Source organism: Bacillus sp. WC2507 (genome assembly GCF_052656125.1).
Genome location: NZ_JBQXPN010000001.1, coordinates 4,202,334 through 4,217,117, shown reverse-complemented (window position 1 = coordinate 4,217,117; position 14,784 = coordinate 4,202,334). Strand labels below are relative to the sequence as shown.

Genomic DNA, 14,784 nt, shown 5'->3' with positions numbered 1-14,784 from the left:
AACTCGGTCTTAAGTCTGAGTCAAAAACGGTTCTTAAGCTCGTTATGGAAACATGAAAAAATAGTTAAGATAAGAGTATCAAATCGAAGGGAGGCAAGCACAAGATGAAACAATTTCTAGCGTTTATCGCGGCCGGTATTTTGGCTTTAATTGCTCTTGGTAGTCTTGCTGGTATTGTAGGATTCGCAATCGGAGCAGGAGTTGTGTACTGGAGCTATAAATCATTTGTGCGAGCTAAATCATTTTTTGGAAAGTTAGCTTGGGGTATTGTTGGTTTAATCGGTTTATCCATTGCACTTTCTCATTCCCCAGCACTAATCGGTATCGCAGCATTAGTAGTTTTATACTACGGATACCGTGAGTGGAAAAAAGAAAAAGATGTAGTTGTTGATTCTGCTCCAGAAAGTTCTAAACCATATAGTAACTTTGAAGATGAGTGGAACAAGTTAATGAAAAACTAATATAAAATAAATCAAATTTATAAAGTAGAAGAGAGGAAGATTATAATGAAACAATCTTTATTCGGACGTGTACGCGATGCAATTTTAGCAGATTTTCATAATGTGTTAGATGAGAAAGAAAGAAAAAATCCAATCGCTATGTTAAATCAATATTTACGAGATAGTGAGCGTGAAATAACAAAAATTGAGAAGTTAATTCAGCGCCATAAAACATTAAAATCTAATTTCGCTCGTGAGCTTGAGCAAGCACGTTATTTCGTTAATAAAAGATCAAAGCAAGCGATCATCGCACAAGAAGCAGGCGAACTACAACTGCATGAGCGTGCGTTAGAAGAAGTAGCTTATTATGAAGGGCAAGTAACTCGATTAGAAGAAATGTATGCAGGTGTTGTAGAGCAAATTGATGAGTTAGAGCGTCGTCTTGCTGAGATGAAAAATAAATTAAAAGAAATGCACGCGAAACGTATGGAATTAATGGCACGTGAAAATATGGCACATGCTAATCGCCGTATGAATACTGCGATGCATAAAATGGATGAAAATAATCCGTTCTTACGCTTTGAAGAAATTGAAGATCATATTCGCGATATAGAAACTCGTATGAATGAGGGGCATGAACGTGACACATTTGATATGAAGATTGCAAAGCTTGAGCGTGAAATGAAAGAAAAGAATGATGTATCGTTAACGAAAGAGTTAACAAAATAATAGTAGTATATTATAAAACAGGCTTATGATATAGTGATAGGAGAAAAGGTGTTGGAAAGCAATGCCTTTTCTTCTATGTATATGTGACAAGAAGGGGGGAGCTGAAATGAAGAAGCATTTTTCAAAAACACAATTAATGGGGATGCTCCTCATCATATTTGGATTTGGTCTATTTCTTGATATGATACTTGGACATTTTGAACCAGGTGGTCTCATTTTTGCATTTATTATGCTTATGTTTGGAAGGCATTATCGTAAAAAGAATCGTTATGTACGGGGAAATGTATTTTTATTTGTTGGTGGTATCGTATTATTATTCTTCTTATTTTCATCAGCAGCATTTGTTCTTGTCGTATTTGCTTGTTTAGCTTTAATTGGTTATCAACTGATTCAACAAGGGCATCAGCAAAAAGCAATGAAGGTTGAAATTAAAGAAAAAGGGATTATAGATGAAGAGAAGCAAATATATCGTACAGAACCATATTTAAAAAATATGTTTGTAGGTAATGTACGAATGATGGATCATATTTATGAACTTGAGGATATTAATGTTCAATATGGTGCTTGTGATGTTGAAATAGATTTAACAACTGCCATGATTCCAGAAGGAGAAACGGTAATTGTTATTCGAGGTGTAGTAGGTAATATTCGTTTATATGTGCCGTATGATATTGAACTGTCATTAAATCATTCTGTTATTGTCGGACGTGTGCTCCTGCCAGGACATGAGGAAACAGGGTTTAATCGCAATGTTACATTTAGAACAGAGCAGTATAAAGAAGCTCCTCGTCGTATTAAAATTATTTCTTCGCTTGTCGTAGGCGATACGGAAGTGAGGAAAGTATAATGAAGAAACAAAAAAATATTTCGTGGATGTATATTCGTTACTCTATGTTGTCCTCAGTTAGTATCGCACTTATTTGTACAATTGTATATGTATGGAAAAGTGAGCAACAAGTTTATGATTTATTATGGAAAGAATCCATCGCTTCTGTTCCAATTGGCTTGTTTATTATGACTACAAGTTTACTTATCGGGGGAATTGTAGGGTATGCAATCGGTTACTATATAGAGCAGCGTATACAAGGATTAAATACTTTTCTATTTGAAGTAGAGCGAGGGAATTTTCCGAGTGATGTTTCGTTTACTGCAGATGATGAATTTCATGAAGTGGAACGAAAAGTAATCGGTCTTGCTCGTCGATTAGAGGAGCAAGCTGGACTCTTTCAAAAAGTAACGAATGAACGAGCTCATTGGAATGAAGAGATGAGACAAGAAGCGATTTCCCAAGAAAGGCATCGATTGGCGAGGGAGCTGCATGATTCTGTAAGTCAGCAGCTTTTTGCAATGTCAATGATGATGTCGGCTATTAATGAACAAGTAGCTGAAATTCCAGAAACGACGACAAAGCAGTTGCAGCTCGTTGAAAATATGGTTGTAAATGCACAATCGGAAATGAGAGCATTGCTTCTTCATTTACGCCCTGTACAATTAGAAGGTAAGAAACTGACACAAGGTATAGAAGAATTATTGACGGAATTATCGCGAAAGCAACATATGAAAATTGAATGGCTAATCGAGCCAATAGAATTGAAAAAAGGTGTAGAAGATCATTTATTTCGTATTGTGCAAGAAGCTTTATCCAATACTTTACGACATGCGAAAGCGAAGAAAACGGAAGTACGTCTTCGGAAAATTGATCAATATGCAATTCTAAAAATCATTGATGATGGCGTTGGATTTGAAGTCGGAGTGAATAAGGCTGGTTCATATGGTTTAAGATCAATGCAAGAGCGTGTTCATGAAATTGGTGGGACATTAAAAGTACTTAGTTTCCCGGCTAAAGGGACGCAAATAGAAGTAAAAGTACCGATTATGATTGAGAGAGGGGGAGAATCATGATAAAAGTGTTACTTGTCGATGATCATGAAATGGTTCGAATGGGTGTATCAGCATATTTATCAACGCAGCCAGATATCGAAGTAGTTGGAGAAGCTGAAAATGGAAGAAAAGGTTCAGAGTTAGCACTGCAATTAAGACCAGATATTATTTTGATGGATCTTGTCATGGATGAGATGGATGGGGTTGAAGCAACACGTGCTATTATTCAGGAATGGCCAGAAGCGAAAATTGTAGTTGTAACGAGCTTTTTAGATGATGAGAAATTGTATCCTGTTATTGAGGCGGGAGCGACAAGTTATTTATTAAAAACATCAAGAGCGAGTGATATAGCAGACGCTGTACGAGCTACTTATGATGGAGAAACGGTATTAGAGCCAAAAGTTACTGGTAAAATGATGTCTCGTATGCGTCAGAAGAAAGAACAACCTTTGCATGAGGAGTTAACAGAAAGAGAGTCTGAAATTTTGTTATTAATTGCAGAGGGGAAAAGTAATCAAGAGATTGCAGATGAATTGTTTATAGCCCTCAAAACAGTAAAGACACATGTGAGTAATATTTTAAATAAGCTAAATGTAAGTGACCGGACACAGGCGGTTATTTATGCGTTTAGACATCAATTGACGAAATGATAAAGTGAAACTTTAATCAGTGGGGGGCTATCCCACTGATTATTAGTTTACGCCAAATCTTTTTATTGACGTTAATAAATGTAAGCGTTAACATTAAGTTGTTAACAGTACATACAAAGGGGAGAGAGTGTATGTTAGTTCAAACGATATTTGGCATGGATAAGTCTAAAAAATTAGGGGATTATGTGAACGCATTACAAGCGCTTTGTGAACAATATAATGTTGAAACAGATAAAATTGCAATTGTTGAGGCGACAGAAGAGTACTATTTATTCTTAGTAAAGCAAGAAGATTGCTATGATGTTGTTAAAGTAGAAACAGTGGATACAAATATCGAATATTATACGAAAGCGTATAAAATAAGCAGTTTTAATCATACTGCTTATCAAAAGTAAAAAACTCCCTTTCGGGAGTTTTTTTAGGATGCTTTTACTTCGCGGGAATCGGTTATTAAGGGAACTTTTTTCGCACCGCTTAACTTAGCGATTGTAAGGCCGATAATAGCCCCGGCTAATGAAGGTATTAGCCAGCCAATTCCTTCATTATATAAAGGGATAAATTCAAAATATGGTGTGATAAATGAAACTGAAATACCACCTTGTTTTAATCCGTCAAATACGCTTACGATTGCAGCCCCAATTAAAGCACCTACATAAACAGAGCGATATCCGCCGAAATATTTATGAAGTAACGATAGTAGAACAAGTACAATTGCAACTGGATATACAACAAGTAGAATTGGAACAGAGATGGCAATAATTTTCGTTAAACCTAAGTTGGCAACTAATAATCCTAATGCACAAATGATGCTCGCGAACGTTTTGTATGAAAATGTAGTCAATAATGTTGAGAAATATTGACTACATGCAGATACAAGTCCAACACATGTTGTTAAGCAAGCAAGTGTAACAATTAATGCTAGTAGAAGTAGGCCATATGGACCGAATAATTGTTGTACGATAACAGTGAGTAGCTGTCCTCCATTTTTAGCGTATCCGAGAGAGACGCTAGTCGCACCAAGCCAACCAAGTGCGCCATATACAAGTACGAGACCAGTAGCGGCAATAAGTCCCGCTTTTGCTGTTGCGATAGCGATGGATTTACGATCATTCACACCTTTAGAGCGAATTGCATTTACCACGATAATTCCAAATGCAAGTGCTGAAATTGTATCCATCGTTAAGTATCCTTCCATAAAACCTTTGAAGATTGGAGAAGTTTGATACGCTTGCATTGCTGGACCTGACTGCCCAAGTGGTGTAAATACACTTTTAACAAATAATAAGAAAATAGAGAGCAATAAAATAGGTGTTAATACATTTCCGATACGATCGACGAGCTTAGATGGATTTAAACTAAGCCAAAATACGATAGTAAAGAAGATGATTGTATATAAAAATAGTGCTAGGCTACTAGAGCGAATTGTTTCTGGTAAGAAAGAACTAACGCCCATTTCATAAGCGACATTTGCAACACGTGGAATTCCCATAGATGGACCGATTGCAATGTATACAACTACAGTAAAGAAAATTCCGAATAATGGGTGAACATGACTTGCGAGTTGTTGCATACCATTTCCTGATAAAGAAATTGCAATAACAGTTAATAATGGTAAACCGACTCCTGTTAATAAAAATCCGATCATTGCCGGCCAAAAATTTTCACCTGCATTTTGTCCAAGCATGGGAGGGAAAATTAAATTACCTGCCCCAAAAAATAAAGAAAATAGCATAAGACCCGTGAAAAAAATATGTTTTTTTGATACAGTGTTCATTGTTTTTCCTCCTTTTTTAAAATTCATTTGTAAGAACACAAAAAACTCGTCCCTAAAGAAAGGGACGAGTTATATTTACCCGCGATACCACCCTAATTTATACATGTAGAAATGAGTCTATATGTATACGGCTTTACAACGTACAACATGATACGTGTTCCTTGTAACGGTGGACAGCCGGTAAGAACTTACTGTAACATTCGGTTCTACTTCTCGGAGATGATTTTCGGCTACGCACTGAACGTTGGCTTTCAGCAAATCGCCAACTCTCTGGGGGACAGTCCTATAACGTACTCGTTCTCGTCAATGAATTTTTATTCAAGTATTCTGACAGTATTGTTGCATGTTTTTTTTAGAAAGTCAATATATTTTCTGAAATATATATTCATATATAGAAATATCGAAGGTGATATTCGTTATTTTGAAGTGAATGGGTGATGAATATCGGATTGTAAAAAGGGAGTGGAAATTTTTATAGAATTGTAAAATTTGTAGAGAAAGTTGATATTTGTAGGAGTAAAGAAGGGATTGTTTGAATTTACAGAGAATAATACAACAATCCACTTGCTGGACAGAACAAACCAAAAGAGGTGACTAGAATGCTTGCGATGGGAGTATTATTTGGCATTATTGCTATAATTGGTTTTATGTGGTTATATTATTCGCGTTCGTTTAAACAAGCAGAAGTTTTACTCTTTCAAAAAGGTAGTTTGTTGACAAATCAGTCTAGATATTTAGTATGTCCGAAGTGTGGAAGTGCACAGGCCAGAAGTGGAGGATATCAAGAGTGTTGCAAAATTAGATTATGAAAGAAGGAAGCCTCACATTATTTTGTGAGGCTTCCTTCCTTACAATTTCATGGCACTCCAAATTGTCCACCGATCTCTTTCAATAATAGGAGAGGTGTTTTGTAATGCGATCTGGATCTGTTGTAGAAGTTGAGAAAGTTCATGATCTGTTAATTCGTATAGAATGGATCGACCTGTTCGAGGTGATAAATCCTGTAGCAATGCTTCTACAGAATCATGTATTTTTCGTACTTCCCATTGTGTTTGAGTGGGGAGCACATGAAGAAAATGTTTTTGTAATTCTTGTTGTATCGTGGTGGTTTTTGGCCGTCTTTTTGATTCTATTTCAATGAGTTTTGGAAAGGTAGAGAAAAAATATCCACGAATGTGTTCGGGGCTTCCAGGAATTGTACAATCTTCAATAGTTCGGTCTTGTACAATAAGTACACCGTTTTTCTTTAATATACGAGAAGCTTCACGTAGAAATGTAGGAATATCTTGTAAATGATGAATAACTGCGCGCGAAATAACAATGTCGAATGTATCATTAGGATATGGGACGCTATGAGCATCACCGTGAATGAATGAAATGTTTGGAAAGCTGCTACAATTTTCTTTTGCAGCCTGTAATATTTGTTTTGAAAAATCAAGTCCAACAACACTCGTTGCTCCCATAAGGGCGAGTTCTTTCGTATAAATCCCACCACCACAGCCGATATCAATGATTTGCTTGTTTTGTATATTTGTAATACTTTTTATCATTTCCCCCCAGGAAATATGGGCGTTTCGCTGTGCGTATGTGTATTTATTATTTGCATCATGAAAATTAATGGACATGAAAAAGACCTCCTTTCAATGTTTAGTATAGCTTATTTTATAGTGTGTCACGTTTTTGTTTTTTATATGAAGATTATAAGAATTTCTTATTGTAAAAGGAGGATTAAATTGAAAAGGAAATATGTATTGTTGTTATTTGCTATGTTACTAGCATCTTGTGGTCAAGTTGAGCAAAAAAAAGAACCAAAAAAAGTGGAAGAGACGGTGAATGAAGTGAAAGAAACAATAGGGATAACCGTTATACAAAAAAAACATAAAGAGAAAAAGTTACAGGAATCAGAAGCTAAGTTAGTAATGGACATTTTGGATAAAGCTGAGAAACAAGAAATAACAGGTAGCTTCGGTGAACCGGAATATGAAATACAAATTAGTAGAGATGGAAAAAAAGAAACATATTATGCATGGTTAAGAGGAGAAGACAGACGGGGATGGGTACAATATAAGAAAGCTATGTATATGCTGAATAAAAAAGATACGGAAAAGCTTTTGGCTATATTTCCAAATGTGTCAGAACAAAAAGAAGATGAGATGCAGGTAGGTCCTTTAACGGAAGTAACAAAAAAAGATTTGCAGATTACCGCGTTTCATATTAAAGCTGGCGATCAAAAAATGAATTATATGGTACGCTATACGATTTCACAATCACTATACAACAAATTAGAGAAGGAACAAGAATACTATTTACAAGTCATTTTCCCGGAAAAAGTTCAAAAATTAATTGGAGCAAAAGAGAGTGAAATGGTTTTAGGTGAAAAGGTAAAGGAAGGGTATAAACAGTATGAATTGCATGCTACTGTTCCGATAAAAGGTGCTTCAGAATCACAATTAAAGTCATTAGAAACATATTATGAAAATTATGATTTGAAAATATTAAATAGAAAAAAAGAAAAAATAGGTGTTTTTCAAAATATCATTCAAATTGTTAAAGAGTATGGTGAAAAAATGAATTTACAAAGATAAAGTGAAACTTTAAGCGGTGGGGGCGGCCCCCGCTGGTCAGGAGCTCTCAAATAGCGGGATTCTATATGGCCTTTCCTAGGAAATGATAATAGAGAGGGGGAAAACACCCCTCTCTATTACTTTGCTTTTGCAGATGGCTCATTCATTGATTTTCGTGTAATAAGAAAAGAAATCATAAGAGCGGAAAGGACGATAATAGCAATAAATACGTGATTGGGCAACAAATCTAATAATAATACGTAGCTAACGGTATAAAAAATAAGAGTTGAAGCTAAAAACGATAGAGCGCCTATTATGAGAGACTGTAAATTCATTCGTATACACCTCCTTTTTTTATATTTTTGGCTAAAAATGGATTAAATAAACATTATTTCTAACGATAGAAAAAAATATGTCATAATAGAGAAAAGAAAAAGCTTTAATGAATGAATATGACTCATTAATGCGAGATAAAGGAGAGGAATATGAAAAATAATAAAAAAGGATTATGGGGAATTATTGTTGCAATAGGGCTATTTTTACTTTCTAAGTTAAAGTGGGTATTTGCAATTTTTAAATTAGCAAAGTTTTCAACGGTATTTAGTATGTTTCTATCACTTGGTGCATACGCAGTTATATATGGTTGGAAATTTGGAGTAGCGCTCATTTATTTGTTGTTTATTCATGAAATGGGCCATTTATGGGCTGCGAAAAGAAAAGGGATACCAACATCGCCAGCAATATTTATTCCATTTATGGGCGCTCTTATTGGGATGAAAGAAATGCCGAAAAATGCAAAAGATGAAGCTTACATCGCCTATATGGGACCTCTTTTCGGATTATTGTCATTTTTACCTGCAATTCCACTTTATGTAATAACGAAAGAGCCATTTTGGGCATTAATTATTTTACTTGGAAGTATGATTAACTTCTTTAACTTGATTCCAGTTTCTCCGTTAGATGGTGGACGAATTATCTCAGTTGTAAGTACAAAGATTTGGGGAGCGGGCCTTATTATATTGCTCGGTTATTCCATTTACTTTAAAAGTATTTTGGGAGGATTTATTTTTATTATCGGCTGTATGGAATTATATAGAGTAATAAAGAGAGATGAGCCAATTAAGGAATTAGGATATAGAATTGATGGAATGAAAGAATATGTTGCAAGGCTTGAAGAGGAATTAAAAGAAACTGGTGCGGTGCATCGAAATATATATATGATGCAACATGAAATGAATGTATTGAGGCAAAAAGAAAGAGAGAAAGAATTAAAAATAGGAGAACTTCAAAAGATTGAAGTGTTAGAGTATCTTTTACCAAAGTTTGAGCCACTTGATTACGTTCCATATGAAGATGAAAAAGAAACGCATATTATTCATATAAGAGAAGCGTTTGAAGTGTCAGAAAGAAAATTACAGGAATGGGAGACAGAAAAGAGACAACAGGAAAACTATTATAAAGTTGATATGAAAACGAAATGGACAGTCTTTGCTTGTTATATCGGATTAATGGCTATACTCGGTTACACAGCTTATGAAGGGTATATTGTTTTACAAGAACATTTACCAAGGAGAAATGTATAGAAAAATATTGTCGAAATGACAAGAAGGATTTAAACAGGAATTACATTTCTACGAGAGAATGTTACAAGTGTAACAGTACATTGTAATATTCATAGTAGAAAAGGAGTTCTGTATATGAAGAAATTGCTAAATGTGTTTGGTGTTATTATCGTGATGATAATTGCGAGTTATAGTCTTATGAAAGTATTATTACATTATGCGAATAAGCCCGCTGGGGTAAGTACAATAGCTCAAATAGAAGATGTGCAAGAAGAGACAAAAGTGCTTGATTTTATTCGTATGACACATGAAAGTTATAATAATTTTTTAAATTATGGTAAAGCAGAGAATTATACAGACGGGGACTGGAATCAATTTAAGCAATGGTTTCAACAACAAGAATCGTCATTAAAAAATATACATACAGAAATAAAGAACGAAAAAATAAAACGCGATGTAAATAGAAGCTATGAAATTGTAAAAAAAGGTGTGGAACTCCAAAATATTGAGTATGTAATTTATGCACATCGTGTATACCATGACTTGGATATTATCGTAAATAAATATAGAGGTGAAACGAATGTCTGGGGGTATACAGAGTTTGGAGATGGGAAAGATATAAGGGTAATTGAACAAGCTATACAGTCCAAATAATAAGCTAGCTAGAATTCTAGTTGGCTTATTTTCTTTTGTAAGTGCAATGTTCATATATTTTTCACAAAAACACCGTGTTAATAGTGATTAAAATCACAATCTGTATTATACAATTCAGTTAAACTAAAAACAGTTAAGGAAATAGAGGAGTGGGATACAATGTTAAGTGCAAAAACAATTGAAATCGTAAAGTCAACAGTACCATTATTACAAGAAAAAGGCGTTGAAATTACTACGAGATTTTATCAAATTTTATTTTCGGAACATCCGGAGTTATTGAATATTTTCAACCATACAAATCAGAAAAAGGGAAGACAACAACAAGCGCTAGCGAATGCTGTTTATGCAGCTGCAACGTACATTGATAACTTAGAAGCTATTATTCCAGTTGTAAAACAAATTGGTCATAAGCATAGAAGTTTAGGTATTAAAGCGGAACATTACCCGATTGTAGGTACATGTTTATTACGTGCAATTAAAGAGGTTGCAGGTGCACCTGATGAAGTTTTAAACGCATGGGGAGAAGCTTATGGTGTCATTGCTGATGCATTCATTAGCATTGAAGCAGAGATGTATGAAGAAGCGGCACATAAAGAAGGTGGATGGAAAGATTTCCGTAACTTTGTAGTTGTTAAAAAAGTGAAGGAAAGCGATGTTATTACATCATTTTATTTAAAACCTGAAGATGGAGGAAAAGTTTCTTCATTCATCCCAGGGCAATATGTAACGATTCAAATAAATATTGAAGGTGAAACATATACACATAATCGTCAATATAGCTTATCAGATGCTCCTGGAAAAGAATATTATCGTATTAGTGTAAAGAAAGAAAAAGGTGTAGATACACCGGACGGTAAAGTATCTAACTACTTACACGATCATGTAAAAGAAGGCGATATGTTACCAGTAAGTGCACCAGCAGGAGATTTCGTATTAAATATGGATGCAACATTACCAGTTGTACTAATTAGTGGTGGGGTAGGTATTACACCGATGATGAGTATGCTAAATACGTTAATTGAACAAGACTCAAAACGTAATGTATGTTTTGTTCATGCAGCGATAAATAGTAATACACATGCAATGAAAGAACACGTTGAGGCAGTAGATAATGAATACGAACAAGTTAAAGCGTACACTTGCTATTCTGCACCAACTGAAAAAGATTTGGAAATGAAGAACTTTGATAAAGAAGGTTTCATTGAGCGTGAATGGTTACAAACTATTATTCCGACAACTGAAGCAGAATTTTATTTCTGTGGACCCGTACCATTTATGAAACATATAAATGCTGCACTAACTGATTTAGGTGTGAAACAAGAGCATATCCACTATGAATTTTTCGGTCCAGCATCGAGCTTACAATAGAATGGATTTGAATAAGCGAAAAAACGAGGTATTATTTTACCTCGTTTTTTATTTGTTCTCGTAACAGCCGATTTACCGTTTCACGGCGTATACCAATTAGTTGACCAATTTCAGTTTGCGTTAATATTTCATATATAGGAATGTCACCTAAATATAATGTGAACCATTCTTGTAAACGATGAAGACGTTCTTTCGGAGAGACGGTTGTCAATTGATCGATACGCTGTTGCATCATTCTTAATTTTGATTGTAATTGCATAGCGATATTTGCATAGGATGCGGGATTTGCCTGAAGTTGATCGTACCATTCATTACTAATTATAGGCTCAACTTCTGTTTTCATTAAAGCAATTGCTGTACCGTGATACTCCTTCGGTGAAATTAAAGAATGGTGAGGTATTGTTTCACCTGGAACGATAATGTTGAATAAAAATGGTGTTCCATCTTCTTCTATTCTTACTACTTTTAATAAACCTGCTTTTATAAAATATAAAGGACCGTCCTCGCCTTGACGAAATAGTACATCTCCTTTGTGTAGAATCAATGTTAGCCCCCCATTTAAACATTTCTATTTTTTTTATTTTAGTGTATATGTATAAAGACAATATGCTATTTAAACAGCAATTTCATTGACGAAATGTATGCTATTACAGTAGTATACTATTTAGTGTGTAATAGTACTAGCAATGAATACGCTGTAGGAGGTTTAGTATATTGTTAGATGCGATAAAAATGACGGATATGAGAATTCCGGCGAATGCTATCATTCATGTAGAAGAGATGAAAGGTGGAGTCGTTTTATCCGTTGAAGTAGACGGCCAAATTATTTATACGATGGCTTATGATGAAGAAACAGATAGTTATGCTGAATTATATGATCGAAATGATAAGAGGGCGTGCCAAGTCCATGAGGATTTTATGGGATGGTCACTTCTTCACTAAAAAAGATGTCAATATGACATCTTTTTTTATTAAACCGATAGAATATACAAAGAAATGAAATATAAGGATAAAATTTGTAATAAATGATTTTGCATTGTTAGCACTTTGTAACTGCAAGTAAACTATATTTTCGCTATCATAAAGATAACAGTCGCAGTTATAGGAGTGGTCAACTTGAAGAAATTACATATTTCCAATTATATGTTATTATGTGTTTGTTTAATTTTATTTGTTCTCTTAGGAGGATTTTTATATTCATGCGTATAAGAAAAACGCATTCTAAAAAGAACGCGTTATAAAAAAGAAGTAATGATTAATCTAGTCCCGAGGATAATTAATGTAATACGTAATAAATTAATTACGGCTTTACCACTTAATTTCGTATTGATATAAGCCCCGATTTTTCCACCGATCCATGCACCAGGAATAAGAATTAATGCGTAAATCCAGCTGACATTTCCAAGGGAGATGTGAGTTGCAGAACTTACAATTGCTGATAGAAATACGATAAACATAGAAGTTGCTACAGCAATATGTGCTGGGAATGCAAAAAGGAGCATCATTGCTGGAACAAGTAAGGCACCGCCACCAATTCCAAATAACCCAGATATAAAACCAACTATAAAGGCGATAAAGATAGCGAGAAGCGGTGGGAATTGATAGTGTACAGTGTTTCCTTCGTTATCTGTAAAAGAACGCTTAATTACAGTCATATTTGATAAAGAAAGGGGGTTTAATTTGTCTCGTAACATAAGAAGAATGGAGACAAAGATAAGGAAAATCCCAAAATATAAAGAAAATGTGTCTTGGTTTAAAAATTTGTTTGCCCATGAGCCGATGATACCACCAGGGCCACTCCCGATAAATAAAATAAGTCCACTTTTGTAATCTACTCGTTTATGCTTCATATAAGTAAGGGTGGAAGATAGTCCTGTAAAAACGACTGTTACCATTGAAGTTCCTACTGCAAGTTGTGGTGATAGGCTGTGTAATCCGATTAATAACGGAACAATAATAATTCCGCCACCAAGCCCGACTAGACTCCCAACTGTCCCGGCGATTAGCCCGATGAAAAGTAACATGATGTATTCCAAATTTGCCAACTCCTCTATATAACTTATCCACCAATTATTATACACGCTTTTTAATGAGAAAAAGGTTTGTTCACAAAAAAGTCGTCTTCCTAGAAAAATAAGGAAGACGACTTTTAATTAAAAGATTAAGTGTAATAAAGAGTAAAATAAAGCAGCTAAAGAAGCTGAAATAGGAAGTGTGATAACCCAAGTAATTAACATGCGTTTTGCAGTTCCCCATTTTACACCTTTTACACGATGAGAAGCACCAACCCCTAAAATAGAAGAAGAGATAACGTGCGTCGTACTAACTGGTAAATGAATGAATGTTGCACCGAAAATAACAAGTGATGATGATAAATCGGCAGCTACACCATTTACAGGACGAATTTTCATAATTTGTCCACCGACAGTTTTAATAATTTTCCATCCACCGACAGAAGTACCAAGCCCCATTGCGATCGCACAACATAATTGTACCCAGAACGGGATGTCGCTAGAAGTATGATAGTTATTGGCCATAAGAGCCATCGTAATGATTCCCATTGCTTTTTGCGCATCATTTGTACCATGTGTATAAGCTTGTAATGCTGCAGTGAAAATCTGGAATATACGGAAGTTTTTGTTCGTTTTCGTTAAATTAAAGTTTTTAAAGACTACTTTAAAAATACTGTATACGATATAACCAATAACAAAAGCGATAATCGGTGAAATGATTAAGGCTTCAAGAATTTTGATAAACCCTTTAAGATTTAATGAGCTAATACCGGCAGCAGCGATAGCTGCACCTGCGATTGAGCCAATAATTGCATGCGAAGAACTACTTGGAATACCGTAGTACCAAGTGATCAAATTCCATGCTATTGCCGCAAGCAAAGCAGCTAAAATTACAAGGGAACCATTTTGCAAGGCAAATGGATCAACGATATCTTTAGTAATTGTTTTTGCTACACCTGTAAATGTCATCGCACCTAAAAAGTTCATAATAGCTGCCATAATAATTGCATGTCTAGGCTTTAGAGCTTTCGTTGAAACAGCCGTTGCAATAGCGTTTGCTGTATCGTGAAATCCATTGATAAAGTCAAAAGCTAAAGCGCAAATGACTACTAAAACGGTCAGTATCAAGAGTGTATCCATGATCAAACTC

At 35.0% G+C, this 14,784-nt stretch carries 18 protein-coding genes and 1 other annotated feature; of the genes, 12 read left to right on the top strand and 6 right to left on the bottom strand.

Annotated elements, in window-relative coordinates; genetic code table 11:
* The first annotated feature begins 104 nt into the window (after nucleotides 1-104).
* The 6 genes from ACUN28_RS22200 (at nucleotide 105) to ACUN28_RS22175 (ending at nucleotide 4,095) form a co-directional block, all read left to right on the top strand.
* Nucleotides 105-461: a lmo0954 family membrane protein gene (locus tag ACUN28_RS22200; protein WP_016088697.1), complete on the top strand. Its 357-nt coding sequence runs from the start codon at nucleotides 105-107 to the stop codon at nucleotides 459-461.
* A 45-nt stretch (nucleotides 462-506) separates the two neighbouring features.
* The gene (locus tag ACUN28_RS22195) at nucleotides 507-1,169 is read left to right on the top strand and encodes a PspA/IM30 family protein (RefSeq protein ID WP_016136605.1); all 663 of its coding nucleotides are present in this window, start codon (nucleotides 507-509) and stop codon (nucleotides 1,167-1,169) included.
* A 106-nt stretch (nucleotides 1,170-1,275) separates the two neighbouring features.
* Nucleotides 1,276-2,016: a cell wall-active antibiotics response protein LiaF gene (liaF, locus tag ACUN28_RS22190; RefSeq protein WP_016088695.1), complete on the top strand. Its 741-nt coding sequence runs from the start codon at nucleotides 1,276-1,278 to the stop codon at nucleotides 2,014-2,016.
* Nucleotides 2,016-3,071, top strand: coding sequence for a sensor histidine kinase (locus tag ACUN28_RS22185; protein WP_016088694.1), 1,056 nt, complete (start codon nucleotides 2,016-2,018; stop codon nucleotides 3,069-3,071). Before liaF ends, ACUN28_RS22185 begins: the two co-directional genes overlap by 1 nt.
* Nucleotides 3,068-3,700 (top strand): response regulator, encoded by a 633-nt coding sequence (locus ACUN28_RS22180; protein ID WP_000598709.1) that lies wholly within the window; start codon nucleotides 3,068-3,070, stop codon nucleotides 3,698-3,700. Before ACUN28_RS22185 ends, ACUN28_RS22180 begins: the two co-directional genes overlap by 4 nt.
* 98 nt (nucleotides 3,701-3,798) lie before the next feature.
* Nucleotides 3,799-4,095, top strand: coding sequence for a DUF3922 domain-containing protein (locus tag ACUN28_RS22175; RefSeq protein ID WP_116329309.1), 297 nt, complete (start codon nucleotides 3,799-3,801; stop codon nucleotides 4,093-4,095).
* Between the two features lie 23 nt (nucleotides 4,096-4,118).
* Here ACUN28_RS22175 and brnQ3 read toward each other — a convergent pair whose 3' ends face one another.
* Complete coding sequence (gene brnQ3, locus ACUN28_RS22170) at nucleotides 4,119-5,474, bottom strand: branched-chain amino acid transport system II carrier protein BrnQ3 (RefSeq protein WP_016088693.1); 1,356 nt, start codon at nucleotides 5,472-5,474, stop codon at nucleotides 4,119-4,121.
* Between the two features lie 57 nt (nucleotides 5,475-5,531).
* Nucleotides 5,532-5,790: a binding site (T-box leader), on the bottom strand.
* Between the two features lie 283 nt (nucleotides 5,791-6,073).
* Here brnQ3 and ACUN28_RS22165 point away from each other — a divergent pair.
* The gene (locus tag ACUN28_RS22165; RefSeq protein WP_000880630.1) at nucleotides 6,074-6,283 is read left to right on the top strand and encodes a hypothetical protein; all 210 of its coding nucleotides are present in this window, start codon (nucleotides 6,074-6,076) and stop codon (nucleotides 6,281-6,283) included.
* Nucleotides 6,284-6,322: 39 nt separating this feature from the next.
* Here ACUN28_RS22165 and ACUN28_RS22160 read toward each other — a convergent pair whose 3' ends face one another.
* Nucleotides 6,323-7,099, bottom strand: a complete 777-nt coding sequence (locus tag ACUN28_RS22160; protein ID WP_016088692.1) for a class I SAM-dependent methyltransferase — start codon at nucleotides 7,097-7,099, stop codon at nucleotides 6,323-6,325.
* 108 nt (nucleotides 7,100-7,207) lie between these two features.
* Between ACUN28_RS22160 and ACUN28_RS22155 the strand changes: the two genes are divergently transcribed.
* Entirely contained in the window at nucleotides 7,208-8,059 is an 852-nt protein-coding gene (locus ACUN28_RS22155) for a hypothetical protein (RefSeq protein WP_016088691.1), read from the top strand.
* A gap of 116 nt (nucleotides 8,060-8,175) precedes the next feature.
* Here the strand turns inward: ACUN28_RS22155 and ACUN28_RS22150 are convergent, their stop codons facing one another.
* Complete coding sequence (locus ACUN28_RS22150) at nucleotides 8,176-8,373, bottom strand: hypothetical protein (protein WP_016088690.1); 198 nt, start codon at nucleotides 8,371-8,373, stop codon at nucleotides 8,176-8,178.
* A 150-nt stretch (nucleotides 8,374-8,523) separates the two neighbouring features.
* On the opposite strand from ACUN28_RS22150, the gene ACUN28_RS22145 reads away from it, so the two are divergent.
* The 3 genes from ACUN28_RS22145 to hmpA all read left to right on the top strand — a co-directional run bounded on the left by ACUN28_RS22145 (nucleotide 8,524) and on the right by hmpA (nucleotide 11,622).
* Nucleotides 8,524-9,621 carry a site-2 protease family protein gene (locus ACUN28_RS22145; protein ID WP_016088689.1) on the top strand — a complete coding sequence of 366 codons (1,098 nt, stop codon included), beginning with the start codon at nucleotides 8,524-8,526 and terminating at the stop codon, nucleotides 9,619-9,621.
* A 114-nt stretch (nucleotides 9,622-9,735) separates the two neighbouring features.
* Nucleotides 9,736-10,254 (top strand): hypothetical protein, encoded by a 519-nt coding sequence (locus tag ACUN28_RS22140; RefSeq protein ID WP_016088688.1) that lies wholly within the window; start codon nucleotides 9,736-9,738, stop codon nucleotides 10,252-10,254.
* 159 nt (nucleotides 10,255-10,413) lie between these two features.
* On the top strand, nucleotides 10,414-11,622 hold the full coding sequence (gene hmpA, locus ACUN28_RS22135; protein WP_016133987.1) for an NO-inducible flavohemoprotein: 1,209 nt from the start codon (nucleotides 10,414-10,416) through the stop codon (nucleotides 11,620-11,622).
* 31 nt (nucleotides 11,623-11,653) lie between these two features.
* Here the strand turns inward: hmpA and ACUN28_RS22130 are convergent, their stop codons facing one another.
* Complete coding sequence (locus ACUN28_RS22130) at nucleotides 11,654-12,166, bottom strand: Crp/Fnr family transcriptional regulator (RefSeq protein ID WP_016088686.1); 513 nt, start codon at nucleotides 12,164-12,166, stop codon at nucleotides 11,654-11,656.
* 170 nt (nucleotides 12,167-12,336) lie between these two features.
* Here ACUN28_RS22130 and ACUN28_RS22125 point away from each other — a divergent pair, with 170 nt between their 5' ends.
* Nucleotides 12,337-12,564: a hypothetical protein gene (locus ACUN28_RS22125; protein WP_000882907.1), complete on the top strand. Its 228-nt coding sequence runs from the start codon at nucleotides 12,337-12,339 to the stop codon at nucleotides 12,562-12,564.
* A gap of 293 nt (nucleotides 12,565-12,857) precedes the next feature.
* On the opposite strand, the gene ACUN28_RS22120 is transcribed toward ACUN28_RS22125, so the two are convergent.
* Complete coding sequence (locus ACUN28_RS22120; RefSeq protein ID WP_000455763.1) at nucleotides 12,858-13,658, bottom strand: sulfite exporter TauE/SafE family protein; 801 nt, start codon at nucleotides 13,656-13,658, stop codon at nucleotides 12,858-12,860.
* Nucleotides 13,659-13,775: 117 nt separating this feature from the next.
* Entirely contained in the window at nucleotides 13,776-14,774 is a 999-nt protein-coding gene (locus tag ACUN28_RS22115) for an inorganic phosphate transporter (protein ID WP_016088685.1), read from the bottom strand.
* Nucleotides 14,775-14,784 lie beyond the last annotated feature (10 nt).

What these genes read in the sequence shown, in the direction of transcription:
- ACUN28_RS22180 (WP_000598709.1), top strand. Translation starts at nt 3,068, where the DNA reads ATGATAAAAGTGTTACTTGTCGATGATCATGAAATGGTTCGAATGGGT.
- ACUN28_RS22185 (WP_016088694.1), top strand. Translation starts at nt 2,016, where the DNA reads ATGAAGAAACAAAAAAATATTTCGTGGATGTATATTCGTTACTCTATG.
- ACUN28_RS22195 (WP_016136605.1), top strand. Translation starts at nt 507, where the DNA reads ATGAAACAATCTTTATTCGGACGTGTACGCGATGCAATTTTAGCAGAT.
- ACUN28_RS22115 (WP_016088685.1), bottom strand. Translation starts at nt 14,774, where the DNA reads ATGGATACACTCTTGATACTGACCGTTTTAGTAGTCATTTGCGCTTTA.
- ACUN28_RS22200 (WP_016088697.1), top strand. Translation starts at nt 105, where the DNA reads ATGAAACAATTTCTAGCGTTTATCGCGGCCGGTATTTTGGCTTTAATT.
- ACUN28_RS22160 (WP_016088692.1), bottom strand. Translation starts at nt 7,099, where the DNA reads ATGTCCATTAATTTTCATGATGCAAATAATAAATACACATACGCACAG.
- ACUN28_RS22150 (WP_016088690.1), bottom strand. Translation starts at nt 8,373, where the DNA reads ATGAATTTACAGTCTCTCATAATAGGCGCTCTATCGTTTTTAGCTTCA.
- hmpA (WP_016133987.1), top strand. Translation starts at nt 10,414, where the DNA reads ATGTTAAGTGCAAAAACAATTGAAATCGTAAAGTCAACAGTACCATTA.
- ACUN28_RS22165 (WP_000880630.1), top strand. Translation starts at nt 6,074, where the DNA reads ATGCTTGCGATGGGAGTATTATTTGGCATTATTGCTATAATTGGTTTT.
- liaF (WP_016088695.1), top strand. Translation starts at nt 1,276, where the DNA reads ATGAAGAAGCATTTTTCAAAAACACAATTAATGGGGATGCTCCTCATC.
- ACUN28_RS22145 (WP_016088689.1), top strand. Translation starts at nt 8,524, where the DNA reads ATGAAAAATAATAAAAAAGGATTATGGGGAATTATTGTTGCAATAGGG.
- brnQ3 (WP_016088693.1), bottom strand. Translation starts at nt 5,474, where the DNA reads ATGAACACTGTATCAAAAAAACATATTTTTTTCACGGGTCTTATGCTA.
- ACUN28_RS22140 (WP_016088688.1), top strand. Translation starts at nt 9,736, where the DNA reads ATGAAGAAATTGCTAAATGTGTTTGGTGTTATTATCGTGATGATAATT.